This window comes from Priestia sp. D3YE.R1 (assembly GCF_049199565.1).
Classification (GTDB): Bacteria; Bacillota; Bacilli; order Bacillales; family Bacillaceae_H; genus Priestia; species Priestia aryabhattai.
On the sequence record NZ_JBLTHW010000001.1, the window covers coordinates 685914 to 703636 of the forward strand.

Here is a 17723-nt window from a genome sequence, read left to right on the forward strand (position 1 = left end):
TTTTTTTATGAATTCTCATTTAACACCTCGACAAATTGTAGAAAAGCTCGATCAGTATATTATTGGTCAAACGAAGGCAAAGAAAGCGGTCGCTGTTGCGCTGCGAAACCGCTATCGACGCGGTCTGCTAGACGAATCTTTACGTGATGAAGTTGTGCCGAAAAACATTTTAATGATTGGTCCTACAGGTGTGGGTAAAACCGAGATTGCACGCCGCTTAGCTAAGCTTGTCGGTGCACCTTTTATTAAGGTTGAGGCAACAAAATTTACGGAAGTTGGCTATGTAGGACGCGATGTAGAATCAATGGTTCGTGATTTAGTGGAAACGTCAGTTCGACTTGTAAAAGAAGAAAAAATGAACGGCGTGCGTGATCGCGCAGAAGAAAATGCAAACAAGCGGATAGTGGAGCTTCTTGTTCCAAGCAAAAAGAAGCAGCAATCGTTTAAAAATCCGTTTGAAATGATTTTTTCAAACGGTACACAGTCAAGCGATGCGGATCCTGATCAAGATGAGGAAACGAATATTGCCACGAAGCGCAAGCAGATTGCTCATCAGCTTGCTTTAGGAGAGCTTGAAAATCATTATGTCACAATTGAAGTAGAAGAGCAACAGCCTTCTATGTTTGATATGTTACAAGGTTCGGGTATGGAACAAATGGGCATGAACATGCAGGATGCTTTAAGCAATTTTATGCCTAAGAAACAAAAAAAGCGCAAACTTACTGTTAAAGATGCACGAAAAGTATTAACAAATGAAGAAGCGCAAAAATTGATTGATATGGATGAAGTGACTCAAGAAGCTGTGAATCGGGCAGAACAATACGGAATTATCTTCATTGACGAAATTGATAAAATTGCTCAGAAAAGTGGTAATTCATCTTCAGCTGATGTTTCACGTGAAGGCGTGCAGCGAGACATTTTACCAATTGTAGAAGGATCAACGATTGTGACCAAATATGGCGCAGTCAAAACTGATCATGTTTTATTTGTAGCAGCCGGTGCTTTCCATGTATCAAAACCGTCGGATTTAATTCCAGAATTGCAAGGCCGATTCCCAATTCGCGTTGAATTAACGAAGCTAACCGTTGAAGATTTTATAAACATTTTAGTAGAGCCCGATAATGCGTTATTAAAGCAATATGCGGCATTATTGGAAACTGAAGGTATACAAATTGAATTTTCTGACGATGCTATACGTAAGATTGCAGAAATTGCATATCAGGTAAATCAAGATACAGACAATATTGGTGCAAGAAGGCTTCATACGATTTTAGAACGTTTGCTAGAGGATTTATCGTTTGAAGCACCAGAAGTAACATTAGAGAAAATTGTGATTACTCCGCAGTACGTGGAAGAAAAATTAGAAAAAATCGCTAAAAACAAAGATTTGAGTCAATTTATCTTATAGAACTGAAATCGCAGGAGGAAGAGTACTAATGGATTTATTAGGGAAAACTAGAAAGATTAATGCAATGCTACAAAAAGCAGCTGGTAAACCAGTAAACTTTAAAGAAATGGCTGAAACACTTTGCGAAGTGATCGAATCAAACGTATTCGTAGTAAGCCGTCGCGGTAAATTATTAGGAATCGCTGTTAAACAGCAAATTGAGAATGCGCGTATGAAAGATATGTTAGAAGCACGCCAGTTCCCAGAAGAGTATACTCAAAGCCTATTTAACATTCAAGAAACATCTTCTAACTTAAACATTGAAAGTCAATATACAGCTTTCCCAGTTGAAAATAAAGACTTATTTGATGCAGGACTAACAACGATCGTTCCAATTATCGGGGGCGGAGAGCGTCTAGGTACGCTTGTACTATCTCGTTTAGACCGTCAGTTTGAAGACGATGATTTGATCCTTGCTGAATACGGTGCAACGGTAGTAGGTATGGAAATTCTTCGTGAAAAAGCAGAAGAAATTGAAGAAGAAGCGCGTAGCAAAGCTGTTGTACAAATGGCCATTAGCTCATTATCATACAGTGAGTTAGAAGCTATTGAGCACATCTTTGAAGAGTTAAATGGAAATGAAGGACTATTAGTAGCAAGTAAAATTGCTGACCGCGTTGGAATTACACGTTCAGTAATCGTAAATGCGCTACGTAAATTAGAAAGTGCTGGCGTTATCGAATCACGTTCTTTAGGAATGAAAGGAACTTACATTAAAGTTCTTAACAACAAATTCTTAGTAGAGCTTGAAAAATTAAAATCTAACTAAGTTTATGAACCAAAAAGCACACGGGCTTTGCCCGTGTGCTTTTTTTGCATGCTCTCAGTACGAAAAGATTCGCTGTGGGTTAAGACGATTCGTTCACTATTTTATAAATCTTTAACAAACTCCATATAAAAATCTAAAAATTATATTATAGAATCTTTAAATAGTAAAAAGATACTAGTTGATTACAAATCGTTACTTTTATTACATATTATTCAGGACTTATGGTGTATATTTTGATTTTTAATTTAAAAAATAGAGCTAAAGTATAGCATTGATGTTAAAATATGCTTGGAAAACGGAAGAAAAATTTGGTTTATAGTCCAAAAGTTCTTAAAAAAGGATAGACATTGCATGAAGTTTTTCTTACAATAAGTTCTATGGTACTAAAGTCGAAATTTGTCTCATTTTTGAGGAAAATAGAATAGATAAGCAGGTGTAAGAATTGAGTTTGTTTTCAACTACTTTTCAAACAATTGAAAATGGAATTAGCTATGCGTCACAAAAGCAGCAGACGATTGCACAAAATATCGCAAACGTTGATACTCCAAATTATAAATCGAAAACAGTATCGCGTACGAGTGAATTTCGAGATTTATTACATAATGAGTTAGAAGCATATCAGACTGATTCAAAACATATCCCATTTTCCGGGTCATCTCAGGGAGTAATTACCCAGCAAGGAAACACTTCCTATCAAGCAAATGGAAACAATGTGGATATGGATAAAGAGATGGCGGATATGGCTGAAAATCAAATTTACTATGAGGCGCTAGTAGATCGTTTAAATGGAAAATTTAATTCTCTTCAAACAGTCATTAGAGGAGGTAAATAAGTTTGACTATTTTTCAAAATATGAATATTACATCTTCAGCTTTAACTGCCAATCGTTTAAGGATGGACGTTGTTTCATCTAACATGGCGAATGCTGAAACGACAAGAGGGACGTACGTTAATGGTGAGTGGCAGCCTTACAAAAGAAAAATGGTTGTCATACAGTCTGATCGTTCGCCTTCTTTTTCGTCTCTCTTACACTCCGAAATCAATAAAAATCAAAACAATGGTGTAAAAGTCACAGATATCGTAGAAGATGATACTCCTTTTAATTTAGTATATAATCCGACGCATCCAGATGCGAATGACCAAGGGTACGTGCAGATGCCGAACGTAGATCCCTTAAAGGAAATGACGGATTTAATTAGTGCTACTCGATCCTATGAAGCAAACGTGACGGTCTTTAATACAAACAAAAGTATATTAACAAAGACGTTAGAAATTGGAAAATAAAGGAGAGGTAAAATGATTAACGGTATCAGCAATCAAATAGCAATAGCAAAAACAGCAGCTTCTACTAGCACTGGACAAACAACTCAACAGTTTTCAACGTTTTTAAAAGACTCAATCAATGAGTTGAACAATACTCAAAGTGCTTCGGATATAGCGACTGAAAAGCTTGCTAAAGGAGAAAATGTCGAACTCCAAGATGTGATGATTACTGCTCAAAAAGCAAGTATTACGATGCAAACGGCTCTTGAAATACGCAATAAAGCTGTTGAAGCCTATCAGGAAATGATGAGAATGCAAATGTAATTGAGCGGTTATTAAAGAAAATGAAAATAGTAATAACCGGAGGAATACCATGAATGAAAGAATAGCTCTTTATCGAGATAAGATGAAAGTCTTTTGGAATAACCGCAAAAAAGGACAGAAAATAGCCCTTATCGCTGCTCCTCTTACGGCTGTTCTAGTCATTAGTTTAGCATCTGTTTTCTTAAACAAGGATAAATTTGTCCCTCTTTATAGCAATCTATCGGCTCAAGAAACAGGACAAATCAAAGCAGAGCTTGATGCTAGAAGCGTTCCTTCAGAAATCTCTGATAACGGAACGACCATTTCGGTGCCTGAACAAAGCGTTGACTCGCTAAAAGTTGATTTAGCTGCACAAGGAATTCCTGATAGCGGAAGTATCGACTATTCGTTTTTTGGAAAAAATGCCAGCTTTGGTATGACAGATAACGAATTTGATGTGTTAAAACTCGATGCGATGCAAACTGAATTGGCTAACTTAATGAAAAACATTCAAGGAGTCAACGATGCAAAGGTGATGATTACCCTTCCCAATGAAAGCGTATGGGCGAATGAAAAGCAGGGAGAAGCCTCTGCATCGATTGTGCTTAATACAAAGGCTGGTTATAAATTTGATGATCAGCAAATTAAATCTCTTTATCATTTAGTATCCAAAAGTGTGCCAAACCTTCCTACAGATAATATCGTCATCATGAACCAATATTTTGAGTACTTTGATTTAAAAGGTAACGAAACGAATTCAGCTTCTAGCTCATTTGCTTCGCAGAACGAAGCGAAAAAAGAAGTTGAGCGAGATATTCAGCGTCAAGTACAGCAAATGCTAGGAAGACTGGTCGGTCAAGACAAAGTGATGGTCTCTGTTACAGCAGATCTTGATTTTACACAGGAAAATCGCGAAGAAAAGCTAGTAGAGCCTGTTGATAAAGATAATATGCAAGGAATTGCCGTTAGCGCTGAAAAAATTAATGAAACATTTTCTGGTAAAAATGCTCAAGATGGAGGCGTTGCTGGAACAGGAGAAGAAGATACAACAAATTATTCATCTAGCACAGCAAGTGGAGACGGAGACTACGAAAAAAACGAGGAACGAATTAATTATGAAGTGAATCGAATTCATAAAGAAATCGTCGAAAGTCCATACAAAATTCAAGACCTTGGCATTCAAGTAATGATAGATCCGTCCAATGCAAAAGGGAAATCACAAGTCTCCGATACGCTTGAGTCAGACGTTCAAAAAATGTTAGGTACAATTGTCCGTACTTCCATTTCAAAAGATGCAAATACGAAAGCTCTCTCGGATAACGCGGTCAGCGATAAGATTACCGTTTCCGTTCAGCCGTTTAATGGACAAGAAACAGCTGACAACACAGCAAGTTCGATTCCATTATGGATGTATATAATCGGAGGAGCACTGCTGCTTGTTATTGTGGTTCTTATTGTCCTGTTGGTTAGGAAAAGGCGTCAAGACTTAGATGAAGAGGAATATGATGAAGGGTATGATGAAACGTTTGAAGCATATGAAGCGGCACAAAAAGCTCCTGTTTTAAGTGCTGAACAGAAAACAAAAAGCAATCTTGAAACGTTAGCGAAGCAAGACCCGGAAGAGTTTGCAAAACTGCTGCGAACATGGATTAGTGAGGATTAGGAGGAAAGCTAATGGTAAAGGCTATGCAAAAAAATGAGTTAACTGGAAAGCAAAAAGCAGCAATTTTGTTGATTTCTCTCGGTCCAGATGTATCAGCTTCTATCTATAAACATCTCAGTGAAGATGAAATTGAGCAACTAACGCTTGAAATTTCTTCAGTGAGAAAGGTAGAGCCGTCTCTAAAAGAAGCTGTGCTTCATGAGTTTGAACAAATAACGCTTGCTCAAAACTACCTTGAAAAAGGAGGAGTAAGCTATGCGAAACAGGTGTTAGAAAAAGCACTTGGATCAGAGCAGGCTATGATGATTATCAATCGATTAACTTCTTCTTTGCAAGTTCGTCCGTTTGACTTTGCCAGAAAAGCTGATCCTATGCAGCTGTTAAATTTTATTCAGCATGAGCATCCTCAGACGATTGCCCTTATTTTATCTTATTTAGAGCCGCCGCAGGCAGGACAAATTTTATCATCACTGCCTCAGGAAAGGCAAGCGGATATTGCAAGGCGGATTGCAACGATGGGAAGTACGTCTCCGGAAGTCATTAATGAAGTGGAGCAAATTTTAGAGAGAAAACTTTCTGCTACTGTTACCCAAGACTATACCCAAACAGGTGGTTTAGAAGCAGTAGTTGAAGTATTAAATGGAGTAGACCGAGCGACTGAAAAAATTATTATTGATACGCTTGAAATTCAAGATCCGGCATTAGCAGAAGAAATCAAACAGCGAATGTTTGTATTTGAGGATATTGTAACGCTCGATAACCGTTCTATTCAGCGTGTGATACGAGACGTAGAAAATGATGATTTATTGTTGAGCTTAAAAGTAGCAAGTGAAGAAGTGAAATCTATTATTTTTAAAAATATGTCTAGCCGTATGGTGGAAACGTTTAAAGAAGAAATGGAATTTATGGGCCCTGTGCGTTTGAAAGATGTAGAGGAAGCTCAGTCACGTATCGTTGCTGCAATTAGACGTTTAGAAGATGCTGGTGAAATTGTACTAGCTCGAGGTGGAGGAGACGATATTATTGTCTAATATCATTAAATCAACTTATACGAATAAACTTTCAGATGAAAACGCTAAGCACATTCAAGTCATTCCATTTGGTTTTCCGATACAAGATGAGCCGGCAGAAGAACATCTTCAGCAAGAAAATGCACAGCACGTTATTGAACAAGCGCATAGTGAAGCTGAAATGATAAAGGCCGAGGCAGACGCTTACCGCAAACAAGCTCAAAACGAAGTGGAACGTTTGAAAAAGCAGTGGGAAGAAGAGAAGGTGCTGCTATTTCAACAAGAAAAAAAACGCGGATATGAAGAAGGCTACGAAGAAGGGCTGCTTCAAGGAAAACAAGAGTACGAACATGTATTAGCCATATCGCGAAACATTGTTGACGAAACCAAGAACCAGTACTACGAATATATAAATCAATCTGAAGAAGTCATTTTTGAATTAGGTTTCACCCTGGCAGAAACGATTTTAAATGAGCAGCTTCAAAGAGATGAATCATTTTTATCGGTTGTTGCAAGGTCTTTAAAAGAAGTTAGAGAACATAAAGAAATCCAGCTTTTTGTTTCTCCGAAAAAATATGCATATGTATGTGAACATAAACGAGAACTGTTCGATTTACTAAACGGAGAAACCGGGCTGTTTATTTATGCAGATGAAAATCTTCAGGAAATGGATTGTGTCATCGATTCCTCTTATGGGCGTCTTGTTGCTTCTTTTGATAGTCAGTTAACGGAAATGAAGAAAAAATTAAAAGAACGTTTGTTAGAGGAGAATAAACATGAAAGTCGCACAACTCATTCATGAAATCCCACGCACATCTTCTTTTAAACGGTACGGGAAAGTCAGCCGAGTAGTAGGAATGATGATTGAATCTAAAGGACCTAGAACGTCAATAGGAGATGTTTGCTTTATTCATCTTAGTGAACGAGGAGATAAAATTCGTGCAGAAGTTGTTGGTTTTAACGGTGAGCACGTCGTTTTAATGCCTTATACGTCTGTTCGATATATCGGACCTGGCTGCCTAGTGGAAACAACCGAAAAGCCTCTGCAGGTAAGCGTGGGGAAAGAGTTAATAGGTCAAGTGCTTGATTCCTTAGGGAACCCTTTAGATGGGTCTGAACTTTCTCATTATTTGCCTTTTGTTTTAACCGACCAAGACCCCCCTAATCCCTTAGAACGTCCGCCTATTGAACATCCTATTGAAGTAGGTGTAAGGACGATTGATAGTTTGTTAACCGTAGGTCGAGGACAGCGCATAGGTATTTTTGCAGGAAGCGGTGTTGGAAAAAGTACGCTGCTCGGGATGATTGCTCGTAATACAAAAGCAGATATTAACGTCATTGCCCTTGTAGGCGAGCGAGGAAGAGAAGTTAGAGAGTTTATTGAACGAGATCTTGGAGAGGAAGGGTTGAAGCGCTCAGTTGTAGTAGTTGCTACCTCGGATCAGCCTGCTCTACTTCGAATGAAAGCAGCATATACAGCTACTTCTATTGCTGAATACTTTCGAGATGAAGGGCTGAGCGTCATGATGATGATGGATTCTGTTACCCGTGTAGCAATGGCTCAGAGAGAAATTGGATTAGCCGTAGGTGAACCTCCCACTACCAAAGGTTATACACCATCTGTTTTTGCTAGCTTGCCAAGGCTGCTTGAACGTACAGGAACTAATCAACATGGATCTATTACTGCTTTTTACACTGTATTAGTAGACGGTGATGATATGAATGAACCTATTTCGGATACGGTGCGAGGCATTATAGACGGACATATTGTACTAGACCGGGAGCTGGCCAATAAAGGTCAATATCCGGCCATCAATGTCTTAAAAAGCGTTAGTCGCGTGATGAACCATATCGTAAGTGAACGGCATGAAGAAGCAGCTGAAAAACTGCGTTCATTAATGACTACCTATGCTAATTCTGAAGACTTAATTAACATCGGTGCCTACAAAAGAGGATCTTCTGCTTACATTGATGAGGCAATCCACTATCATCCTGTCATTGATGCATTTTTAAAGCAAAAAACGAACGAACATCCATCATTTGAAACAAGTGTAACAAAGCTCTGTGAACTGTTTGTGAAAGGTGAGTAAATATGGCATATGAATTTAGGTTATCTAAAATAATGGCAATCAAGTCAAATGAAAAAGATGAACTGCTATCTCAATATAATCAATCCTTACAGCAGTTTGAAACAGCGGGTGAAAAGCTTTATAAAAAGTTAAAAGAAAAAGAAACGCTGATTGAACAGCATACGGGCCAAATGAAGCAGGGGCTTTCTATTTTAGAAATTACATCATTTCAGCAGTTTTTAACAAGTGCCGAACGAGTGATTGAAAGGCTGCAACAAGAGGTCATGTTTGCCAGACAGCAAATGAACTTAAAGAAACTAAAGCTAGAAGAAAAGAATGTAGAAGTAAAGAAGTATGAAAAGTTAAAAAAGAGAGACTACGATTCTTATATAACAGCGGAAAAACAATTAGAAGCGAAGCAAATGGATGAGCTGTCTTTACAGCAGTACATGCTGCATAGAAATTAGGTGAAAAACATGGCTAAACGAAAAGAATTAAGAGAAGAGTACGAAGAAGAAAATTATGAAGATGGGAAATCTTACAGTAAAAGCCAGGTGTTTTTATTTTTAATCTTTATTCCAGCGGTGTTCCTCATCTTGGCAGCTTACATTGTCCTGACACTTTTAGGCGTCAATGTAAATGATAAAGTTTCTGCTGTTACACACGCCATTCCGTTTGTATCAAGTGAGCAGTCACAAAAAAATGAAAATATTCAAGAAAGCAATGAAGAAATACAAAAGCAGGTTGAGAGCCTTCAAAAGAAGCTGAGCACGAAAGAAAAGCAAATTGCAGCTTATGAGAAAACGATCAGTACCAAAGATCGTCAAATGGATGAACTAAAAATTGAAATGCGCGATATGGAAGAAAAAGCCGATGACGAAGCGAAAAAACAAAAGAATAATCAGCTGGCTAAAAAAGATGTCATTGCTACTTATGAAAATATGTCTCCTAAAAATGCAGCGCTCATTTTTGCCGAATTAAAAGAAGACAAAGCGGTAACGATGCTTAAGCAGTTCAAAGCAAGTACAAGAACGGCAATCTTAGAAAAAATGGATCCGAAAGTAGCTGCACGCTATACGACATTGTTAACAGATCAGATTGATGAATAAAAGCAGAGGTGAAAACAGTGGAAATTTCACTACGTCCAGCAGCTGCATCAAAGGTAAACTGCGATGAAAAAGCAGCTGTTATTCAGACTCAGGGTTTTTTTGAAGAAATCGTTCAGCAGCTTCAGCAGCTAGATACGCAGCCTTTAGCAAGCCGGGAGAAATCATCGAATGAAACAGCGGTAGATCAAGACCTTTTGCAGGCAGTTGGGTTAATAGCAATTCAGTTAAGTGAAGCGGAAGATAAAGAAGTTGAACCGTCTGTCTTATACGAACATCTAGCCGAAATGATCAGTAGTATTCCAAGTAGTCTAGATTTGGAACAGCCGCTTCTAAAGCTGCAGCACGTGTTAACAGAAATGCAGCAGGAACCTGTTTCATCTAAAACAGAAAGTCAAGAACAATATTTGTCTTCTATTTCTAGCTTGTTGACTATATGTAAAAACACGTCGTCTGCGTTTCAAACAGAATTAGCTGAGCTGATGGAAGAACTACAAAAACCGAAGCTGCAGTCAGTGAAGCTTTCAGATTCGCAGCTTCAAGGCTTGCAGAAAGCTGCTGTTGAAAAAATAGAGAAAATTCATAAACAACCACGTGTATTAACCGATACCTTACATGAAAAGCGCTCAGCTGGTTTCTTCGCCGTTGTTCATGCGGCTCCAAAAAGTTCTGTAAGAGATAGGGCCGCTTTTCAGAACGAGGAAAAAGTACCGCTTTTGAATCAGCTTCCCTGGAAAAAAGATGTGGTTTTAGGTAACCCAAGTATAGATAGTGAAAGTTCTTTCACTGCTAAAACGGCCGGGGTGATGTTAGCAAATAACCCATCAGCTTTTGGAGCTGGAGAAATGCTTAAGATTCAAGAGTTTTCTATTGATCTAGGACAAGCAAACTCTGATCATCAACAGTCTGACAATCTGGTAAACGAGCTGCAAAAGGTATGGAGTAAAGCTTCGATCAGTACTGAAGAAGGAGCATCCAAGCTTTCCATTAAGTTGTTTCCAAATCAGCTAGGTACGATTTCGATTGAAGTGCTTCAACAAGACAATGAAAAAATTGCGCAGGTTGTGGTAACGTCAGCGAAAACAAAAGAGCTTTTAGACGCCAGCCTTTTCAGTTTACGACAAGCTCTTGCGTCTCAGCATGTATCGGTTGAACAAGTGGATGCGGCGGACGTTCAAGCAGCTCCAGAAAGCTCTGTAACAGATATGACTGCTTTTGGTAAAGAAGAAAAAAGGCCGCAGTTTTCTATTGATTTAGGGAAAGCGAAATCAGATTATGAACAGTCTAGCGATCTGGTAAACAAGCTGGAAAAAATATGGAGTAAAGCTTCGGGCAGTACTGAAGAGGCGGCATCCAAACTTTTCGTTAAGTTATTGCCAAATCAGCTAGGGACGATTTCAATTGAAGTGCTTCAACAAGAAAATGAAAGGGTTGCGCAGGTTGTGGTAACGTCAGCGAAAACAAAGGAGCTGTTAGACACCAACCTTTTCAAATTACGCCAAGCTCTCACGTCTCAGCATGTATCCGTTGAACAATTGGATGTGGATGCTGTTCATACAGCTTCAGAAAGTTCTGTGAAAAATGTGACTGCTTTTCCTGAAGAAGAAAAAGTACCGTTTTTTAATCAGCTTCCATGGAAAAAAGATGTGGTTGTACCCAGTGGAAGTATAGATACCAATAGCTTTTTAAAAAATAGCGAAAGTCCGGCAGGTACACACACAACCGGGGCGCCAGTAGAGAATCAGCCATCATCCTTTGGAAGTGGAGAAATGCCTAAGCTTCAGCAGTTCTCTATTTATCTAGGGCAAGCAAAATCTGACTATCAGCAGTCTAGCAATTTGGTAAACGAGCTTGAGAAAATATGGAGTAAAGCTTCGTTTAGTACCGAAGAGGGAACATCCAAGCTTCTCATTAAGTTATTTCCCAAACAGCTAGGTGCGATTTCAATTGAAATGCTTCAGAAAGACAGTGAAACGGTTGCGCGAATTGTCGTATCGTCAGCAAAAACAAAAGAGTTATTGGACTCCAATCTTTCAACTTTGCGGCACGGTCTTGCGTCTCAGCATGTATCAATTGATAAAATTAATTTGCTACTGTCAGAACAAGCGATGTCGTATAACAATGAAAACGACCAACAAAAAGAAAGACAGGAAAAAGAAGCGTTTAAAAAAGAAGAAGAAGATCAAGATTCACAACAATTGGAAGAATCGGCTTCCTTTCTATCTTCTTTTGAATCAGCGCTCATTAACTACAACGTATAGGTGATAACAATGACAAATGAAATTACGTCTGACTTGTATTTAAGCAATAGGGACACACAAGTGAAGCAAACGGGAAACAGCTCGCTTGGCAAAGATGACTTTTTGAAGCTTTTGATTGCTCAGCTTCAAAATCAAGATCCAATGAATCCAATGGAAGACAAAGACTTTATTGCTCAAATGGCTCAGTTTTCATCTCTTGAACAAATGACAAATATGAGCACATCGCTCAATACGTTTGTAACGCAGTCTCAGGCTTCTCCTATTTTAAAAGGAAGCGAATTAATTGGTAAAACCGCTGCATGGTTAGATGAAGAAGGAAATAAAAAGCAAGGAGTCATTTCAACAGCATCCGTCAAAAACAATGAGATATCGTTTACGATCAACGATGAAAATCATACGATACTTTCGCTAAACGATATCTTAGAAGTAAGCAGTTAACCAACCAAATTTAAGGAGTGATTTTATGTTACGTTCGATGTATTCAGGAATCAGCGGCATGAAAAATTTTCAAACTAAATTAGATGTCCTAGGAAATAACATTGCCAATGTTAATACATACGGCTATAAAAAAGGACGTACAACGTTTCAAGATTTAGTAAGTCAGCAGGTAGCAGGAGCGACGGCACCGGCGGGGAACCGTGGAGGTGTTAATGCTAAACAAGTTGGATTAGGTTCACAGATTGGCACGATTGATACAGTTCAAACGGCAGGAAGCATTCAGTCAACGGGGCGTCCGCTTGATTTAGCTATTGCTGGGGATGGATATTTTGTTGTAAATGATGGAAGCACAAATTATTACACAAGGGCAGGGAATTTTTATTTGGATAGCAGCGGTAATTTGGTAACGGGTGATGGACTGTACGTACAAAAAACTGGAGGAGGGAATATTAATATTCCTTCAACAAGTAAGAGCTACAGTATAGGAGCAAATGGGAAGGTTAATATCACAGATGCTAACGGAAACATAACTCCAAATACACCAACAATTGAACTTGCTAAATTTGCAAATAATGAAGGACTCCAAAAGGCAGGAGGAAATTTATTTGCTCAAAGCGTAAACTCAGGAAATCCTTTGCTAGGAGCTCCAGGAGCCAACGGTACAGGAACCTTCGTCTCAAGCGCCCTTGAAATGTCTAACGTTGATTTATCGGAAGAATTCACGGACATGATTGTTGCACAGCGCGGATTTCAAGCGAATACAAGAATTATCACAACATCCGATGAAATACTGCAAGAATTAGTGAATCTAAAACGATAGGCGGGAGGAAGGAGTAGGTATTACTCCGGTCGATTATGATAACTTTAACGAGGCTAAACGGCAAAACATTTACGTTAAATGCTCTTTACATCGAGCAGGTTGAGGCATTTCCCGATACAACTATTACGCTAACAAATAACAAAAAGCTAGTGGTAAAGGATTCAGTTGAAGAAGTGAATGAGAAAGTGACGAGTTATTATCAGCGAATTAACGTATTAGGACTGCAGCAAACGACGGAGGAATAAAGTGTGTTCAAAAATAAGCTAATTAGTAAGATGATTATTATCCTGCTTTCTCTTACTTTAATAGGAAGCATTGCAGTTATTGTGACGTTAAAGTATACGGAGCAGGCAGGTACTGAAAAAGGTCCATCTATCGACGATGTGATTAAAGCTTCTGTAGATGTAACGGATATTAAAACCAATTTAAAAAGCAATAACTACATCAGCATCTCCTTTAAAATTCAAATGGATAGTAAAAAAGCGGCAGCAGAGCTTCAAAAAAGAGACTTTCAAGTAAGAGACATTATTATCAAAAGGCTCTCAGATATGAGTGCTCAAGATTTTGAAGGAACGCAAGGACTCAGCACGTTAGAAACAGATATTGCAAAGCAAATTGATCAATTAATGGAAAACGGACATGTTGTTAAAATTTATACAACGTCTAAAGTGTTGCAGTAAAGAAAAAAGGGAGGGAAGCTAGTGGCTGGGGATGTATTATCACAAAATGAAATTGATGCCCTATTATCCGCGTTATCAACCGGAGAGATGGATGCGGATGAGCTAAAAAAGGAAAATAAAAAACAGCGCATTCGTACATATGATTTTAAACGCGCGCTGCGTTTTTCAAAAGATCAGATTCGCAGTTTGACGCGAATTCATGAAAATTATGCGCGCATGCTAATCAACGTCTTTTCGGCGCAGCTTCGTAACGTTGTACAAGTGTCCGTTGTATCAGTGGATCAAATTCCGTATGAGGAGTTCATTCGCTCTGTTCCGAAAGTAACCATCTTAAATGTGATAGCTGTCCCTCCTTTAGAAGGGCATATCATTATGGAAGTCAACCCGAACATTGCCTATGCGATGCTTGACCGCTTGCTCGGGGGACAAGGTGAGAGCGGTGGGAAAATTAGTAACTTAACGGAAATTGAAACGAGCTTGGTTCGAAACTTGTTAGAGAAAACGTTAGATAGTATGAGAGAAGCTTGGAGTTCTATTGCGGAAATTGAACCTGAAACATCAGAGTTTGAAGTCAACCCTCAGTTTTTGCAGGTGATTTCACCAAATGAAATTGTCATCGTCATTTCATTAAACGTACAAATTGGAGATGAAACGGGCATGATCAATCTATGTATTCCGCACGTGACGCTTGAGCCTATCGTGTCCAAACTGTCCGTTCATTACTGGATGCAATCTTCGAAAAAAGAACCTAATGTAGAAGAGGTTGAGCAGCTAAAGGAACAAATTAATGATGCGGAATTGCAGGTTGTAGCCGAGCTAGGAAAAGCGGATATTTCAATTGAAGATTTCCTAGCATTAGATGCAGGAGATGTTATTCGACTGCAAACAAGCGTTCATAATCCGTTAACTATTTACGTCGGAGAACAACCTAAATTTATTGCACAGCCTGGAAAAGTCAGTCGAAAAGTAGCTGTGCAAATTCTAGATGATGTTAAGAGGAGGAACGAAAGGAATGAACGATGACATGCTTTCGCAAGATGAAATTGATGCGTTGTTAAAAGGAACTTCGTCACTTGACGAGTTTTCAGAGCCGAATAAGTCAAGTCAAGTAGACGATTACTTTACGGAAATGGAAAAAGACGCGCTTGGCGAAATTGGAAATATTTCGTTTGGCAGTTCAGCAACAGCGCTATCGGCTTTATTGAATCAAAAAGTCGATATTACCACACCGTTTGTATCGCTCGTATATAAAGAAGAGCTGACGGATGAATTTCCAAATCCTCATGTCGCTGTGCAAGTTCAGTATACAGAAGGCTTTTCTGGTACGAATTTGTTAGTTATTAAACATGAAGATGCAGCTGTTATTTCAGATTTGATGCTTGGTGGAACGGGTGAGAATCCGACGGAAATCATGGATGAAATTAAGCTGAGTGCAGTGCAGGAAGCGATGAATCAAATGATGGGTTCTGCAGCGACGTCTATGTCTACGGTATTTCAAAAGAAAATTGATATATCTCCGCCGAGCTTAGATATTTTAAATATTCAAAAAGGAGAAGGTACAGAGCTGATTCCACAAGATGACGTCTTTGTAAAAGTCTCTTTTAATTTGAAGGTAGGCACATTAATCGATTCGAATATTATGCAGCTTTTATCGATATCTTTTGCCAAAAGTTTGGTTGAAGAGCTCTTAGTTCCAAGCGCAGAAGGTACGGCAGCTTCTATTGAAAAAGAATCAGATCTTAACGAAAAGCAAACAGAACAGCCAGCAGCTGAATACATACAGCATGAAGAAACACAGCAGGCAGAACCTGTTCATGTACCAGTTGATGTTCAGCCCGCATCGTTTTCAGAGTTCGAGCACGTGTCTTCTCCTCAAGGGGATTCACGAAATTTAGACATGCTGCTTGATATCCCGCTTCAAGTTACCGTGGAGCTTGGAAGGACTAAGCGAACGGTTCAAGAGATTTTAGCATTATCTTCTGGTTCAATCATTGAACTTGATAAACTAGCAGGCGAACCGGTAGATATCTTGATTAATAGCAAATTAATTGCAAAAGGTGAAGTGGTCGTCATTGACGAGAATTTTGGCGTTCGCGTAACTGATATTATTAGTCAAAGAGACCGTATTAACAAACTAAAGTAATGATTTTTAGGAGGAGTAGAGATGGGAAACCGAATTTTAATTGTAGATGATGCTGCATTCATGCGCATGATGATCAAAGATATTTTAACGAAAAACGGATATGAAGTAGTAGCGGAAGCGGCAGACGGCCAGCAGGCTGTGGAGTTATTTAAAGAGCATACACCAGATCTTGTCACAATGGATATTACGATGCCTGAAATGGACGGAATTACGGCCTTAAAAGAAATTAAAAACATAAAAAGTGATGCTAAGGTGATCATGTGTTCAGCCATGGGGCAGCAAGCAATGGTGATTGATGCCATTCAAGCAGGGGCAAAAGACTTTATCGTTAAGCCGTTTCAAGCAGATCGTGTAGTAGAGGCAATTTCAAAAGCAATTGGATAAACAACAGATTGGCGGGACTTTCCCGCTAATCTTACACTATGTTGAAGTAAGAGGTGGCAGACATTGCTGCGAAAGTTCGTAATTGCTGCGCTGTTGATAAGCGTATTAGCAGGATCAAATCAAATCGTCTATGCAGAAAGTGGATCTGCATCGGTAAAAGAATGTTTGGAAAAAACGGAGAAGTGTGCAGAGAGTGAGAGTGCTGATTCAAAAGAAAAAACTGAACTCCAGGGGACGCCCGCGCTTTCAGCTGGAGATATCGTGAAGATGATATTCGCGTTTTTACTTGTAATTGGGCTGCTTTTTGCGCTCTTAAAATTTGTTAATAAAAAAGGAAGGCTGCTTCAAAAAAATAAAATAGTACAAAACTTGGGCGGTACAAATGTTGGAAGCAGCAAATCTGTACAAGTAGTCAAAGTTGGAGATCAGCTTTTAATCATTGGAGTCGGTGAAAATGTGCAGCTTCTTTCAGAAATTACAGGGCAAGAGAAACAGCAGCTGCTTACGCAGTATGAGGAACAACAGAAAAACGAGGGCGAATATAAAGTCGTACTACCGTCTTTTTTAGAAAAATTGACTTCTAAAAAAGAAGAGAAATCTAGTCATTCTTTTCAGCAGCTTTTTCAGCGAGAAATGAATGAAATGAAAATAAAAAGGCAAAACGTACTGAAAGAGTTAGAAAGGAACAAAAAGAACGATGAATGAAGTGATGAATCTCTTTAACTCAAGCAGTCCTACAAATATTTCAACTTCTGTCCAGCTTTTGCTGCTGCTGACGGTGTTTTCGGTAGCTCCTGGAATTTTAATCATGATGACCTGCTTTACACGAATTGTCATTGTGCTTTCATTTGTACGTACGTCGCTTGGGACACAGCAAATGCCTCCTAATCAAATATTAGTTGGTTTATCGCTGTTTTTAACATTTTTTATTATGGCGCCAACTTTTTCTCAGGTAAATGAACAGGCGCTTCAGCCGCTTTTAAAAGAAAAAATCACGTTGAATCAAGCCTATAAAAAAGCAGCTGAACCGATGAAAGAATTTATGAGTGCTCATACAAGACAAAAAGATTTAGCTCTTTTTTTAGAATATGCGGATATAGATAAACCATCCTCTGTTCAAGATATTCCCTTAACTGCGCTCGTTCCAGCTTATGCGATCAGTGAGCTAAAGACGGCATTTCAAATTGGATTTATGATTTTTATTCCTTTTCTCATTATCGATATGATTATAGCAAGCGTGCTGATGTCTATGGGAATGATGATGCTTCCTCCTGTTATGATTTCGCTCCCGTTTAAAATTTTACTATTTGTACTGGTTGACGGCTGGAATTTAGTTGTTAAATCATTATTAATAAGTTTTCAATAGG

At 38.8% G+C, this 17723-nt stretch carries 21 protein-coding genes; all 21 read left to right on the forward strand.

Annotation, left to right across the window (positions count from 1 at the left end; translation table 11 throughout):
* Positions 1–7 precede the first annotated feature (7 nt).
* The 21 genes from hslU to fliP all read left to right on the forward strand — a co-directional run bounded on the left by hslU (position 8) and on the right by fliP (position 17722).
* The gene (gene hslU / locus ACOZIR_RS03555; protein WP_013084801.1) at positions 8–1408 is read left to right on the forward strand and encodes an HslU--HslV peptidase ATPase subunit; all 1401 of its coding nucleotides are present in this window, start codon (positions 8–10) and stop codon (positions 1406–1408) included.
* A 28-nt stretch (positions 1409–1436) separates the two neighbouring features.
* The gene (codY, locus tag ACOZIR_RS03560; protein ID WP_013058882.1) at positions 1437–2216 is read left to right on the forward strand and encodes a GTP-sensing pleiotropic transcriptional regulator CodY; all 780 of its coding nucleotides are present in this window, start codon (positions 1437–1439) and stop codon (positions 2214–2216) included.
* Between the two features lie 442 nt (positions 2217–2658).
* The gene (gene flgB / locus ACOZIR_RS03565; protein WP_045290152.1) at positions 2659–3048 is read left to right on the forward strand and encodes a flagellar basal body rod protein FlgB; all 390 of its coding nucleotides are present in this window, start codon (positions 2659–2661) and stop codon (positions 3046–3048) included.
* Between the two features lie 2 nt (positions 3049–3050).
* A complete protein-coding gene (gene flgC / locus ACOZIR_RS03570) occupies positions 3051–3500 on the forward strand; it encodes a flagellar basal body rod protein FlgC (protein WP_045290150.1) in 450 nt (149 codons plus the stop codon).
* A 12-nt stretch (positions 3501–3512) separates the two neighbouring features.
* On the forward strand, positions 3513–3803 hold the full coding sequence (fliE, locus tag ACOZIR_RS03575; RefSeq protein WP_421535509.1) for a flagellar hook-basal body complex protein FliE: 291 nt from the start codon (positions 3513–3515) through the stop codon (positions 3801–3803).
* Between the two features lie 49 nt (positions 3804–3852).
* Positions 3853–5445: a flagellar basal-body MS-ring/collar protein FliF gene (fliF, locus tag ACOZIR_RS03580; protein WP_340141719.1), complete on the forward strand. Its 1593-nt coding sequence runs from the start codon at positions 3853–3855 to the stop codon at positions 5443–5445.
* Between the two features lie 11 nt (positions 5446–5456).
* Positions 5457–6476 carry a flagellar motor switch protein FliG gene (gene fliG, locus ACOZIR_RS03585; RefSeq protein ID WP_328120161.1) on the forward strand — a complete coding sequence of 340 codons (1020 nt, stop codon included), beginning with the start codon at positions 5457–5459 and terminating at the stop codon, positions 6474–6476.
* Positions 6469–7257, forward strand: a complete 789-nt coding sequence (fliH, locus tag ACOZIR_RS03590) for a flagellar assembly protein FliH (RefSeq protein WP_045290144.1) — start codon at positions 6469–6471, stop codon at positions 7255–7257. Before fliG ends, fliH begins: the two co-directional genes overlap by 8 nt.
* Positions 7232–8545, forward strand: coding sequence for a flagellar protein export ATPase FliI (gene fliI / locus ACOZIR_RS03595; RefSeq protein WP_045290142.1), 1314 nt, complete (start codon positions 7232–7234; stop codon positions 8543–8545). The genes fliH and fliI overlap by 26 nt, the downstream gene beginning before the upstream one ends.
* 2 nt (positions 8546–8547) lie before the next feature.
* Positions 8548–8991, forward strand: coding sequence for a flagellar export protein FliJ (fliJ, locus tag ACOZIR_RS03600; protein WP_045290140.1), 444 nt, complete (start codon positions 8548–8550; stop codon positions 8989–8991).
* Between the two features lie 9 nt (positions 8992–9000).
* A complete protein-coding gene (locus ACOZIR_RS03605) occupies positions 9001–9633 on the forward strand; it encodes a MotE family protein (protein ID WP_045290139.1) in 633 nt (210 codons plus the stop codon).
* Positions 9634–9650: 17 nt separating this feature from the next.
* Positions 9651–11891, forward strand: coding sequence for a flagellar hook-length control protein FliK (locus tag ACOZIR_RS03610; RefSeq protein WP_340141720.1), 2241 nt, complete (start codon positions 9651–9653; stop codon positions 11889–11891).
* 9 nt (positions 11892–11900) lie between these two features.
* The gene (gene flgD / locus ACOZIR_RS03615; RefSeq protein WP_045290135.1) at positions 11901–12329 is read left to right on the forward strand and encodes a flagellar hook assembly protein FlgD; all 429 of its coding nucleotides are present in this window, start codon (positions 11901–11903) and stop codon (positions 12327–12329) included.
* A 25-nt stretch (positions 12330–12354) separates the two neighbouring features.
* Positions 12355–13149, forward strand: coding sequence for a flagellar basal body rod protein FlgG (flgG, locus tag ACOZIR_RS03620; protein ID WP_045290133.1), 795 nt, complete (start codon positions 12355–12357; stop codon positions 13147–13149).
* A 35-nt stretch (positions 13150–13184) separates the two neighbouring features.
* Positions 13185–13394 carry a flagellar FlbD family protein gene (locus ACOZIR_RS03625; protein ID WP_025750317.1) on the forward strand — a complete coding sequence of 70 codons (210 nt, stop codon included), beginning with the start codon at positions 13185–13187 and terminating at the stop codon, positions 13392–13394.
* A 3-nt stretch (positions 13395–13397) separates the two neighbouring features.
* Positions 13398–13829, forward strand: a complete 432-nt coding sequence (gene fliL / locus ACOZIR_RS03630; RefSeq protein ID WP_033579784.1) for a flagellar basal body-associated protein FliL — start codon at positions 13398–13400, stop codon at positions 13827–13829.
* A 21-nt stretch (positions 13830–13850) separates the two neighbouring features.
* Positions 13851–14852 (forward strand): flagellar motor switch protein FliM, encoded by a 1002-nt coding sequence (fliM, locus tag ACOZIR_RS03635; RefSeq protein ID WP_014458444.1) that lies wholly within the window; start codon positions 13851–13853, stop codon positions 14850–14852.
* Positions 14842–15972, forward strand: coding sequence for a flagellar motor switch phosphatase FliY (gene fliY / locus ACOZIR_RS03640; protein ID WP_272946308.1), 1131 nt, complete (start codon positions 14842–14844; stop codon positions 15970–15972). The genes fliM and fliY overlap by 11 nt, the downstream gene beginning before the upstream one ends.
* A 21-nt stretch (positions 15973–15993) precedes the next feature.
* Positions 15994–16356 carry a response regulator gene (locus ACOZIR_RS03645; RefSeq protein ID WP_045290124.1) on the forward strand — a complete coding sequence of 121 codons (363 nt, stop codon included), beginning with the start codon at positions 15994–15996 and terminating at the stop codon, positions 16354–16356.
* A 63-nt stretch (positions 16357–16419) separates the two neighbouring features.
* Positions 16420–17061 (forward strand): flagellar biosynthetic protein FliO, encoded by a 642-nt coding sequence (locus ACOZIR_RS03650; protein WP_310878434.1) that lies wholly within the window; start codon positions 16420–16422, stop codon positions 17059–17061.
* Complete coding sequence (gene fliP / locus ACOZIR_RS03655; RefSeq protein ID WP_045290120.1) at positions 17054–17722, forward strand: flagellar type III secretion system pore protein FliP; 669 nt, start codon at positions 17054–17056, stop codon at positions 17720–17722. The genes ACOZIR_RS03650 and fliP overlap by 8 nt, the downstream gene beginning before the upstream one ends.
* Position 17723: the final 1 nt, after the last annotated feature.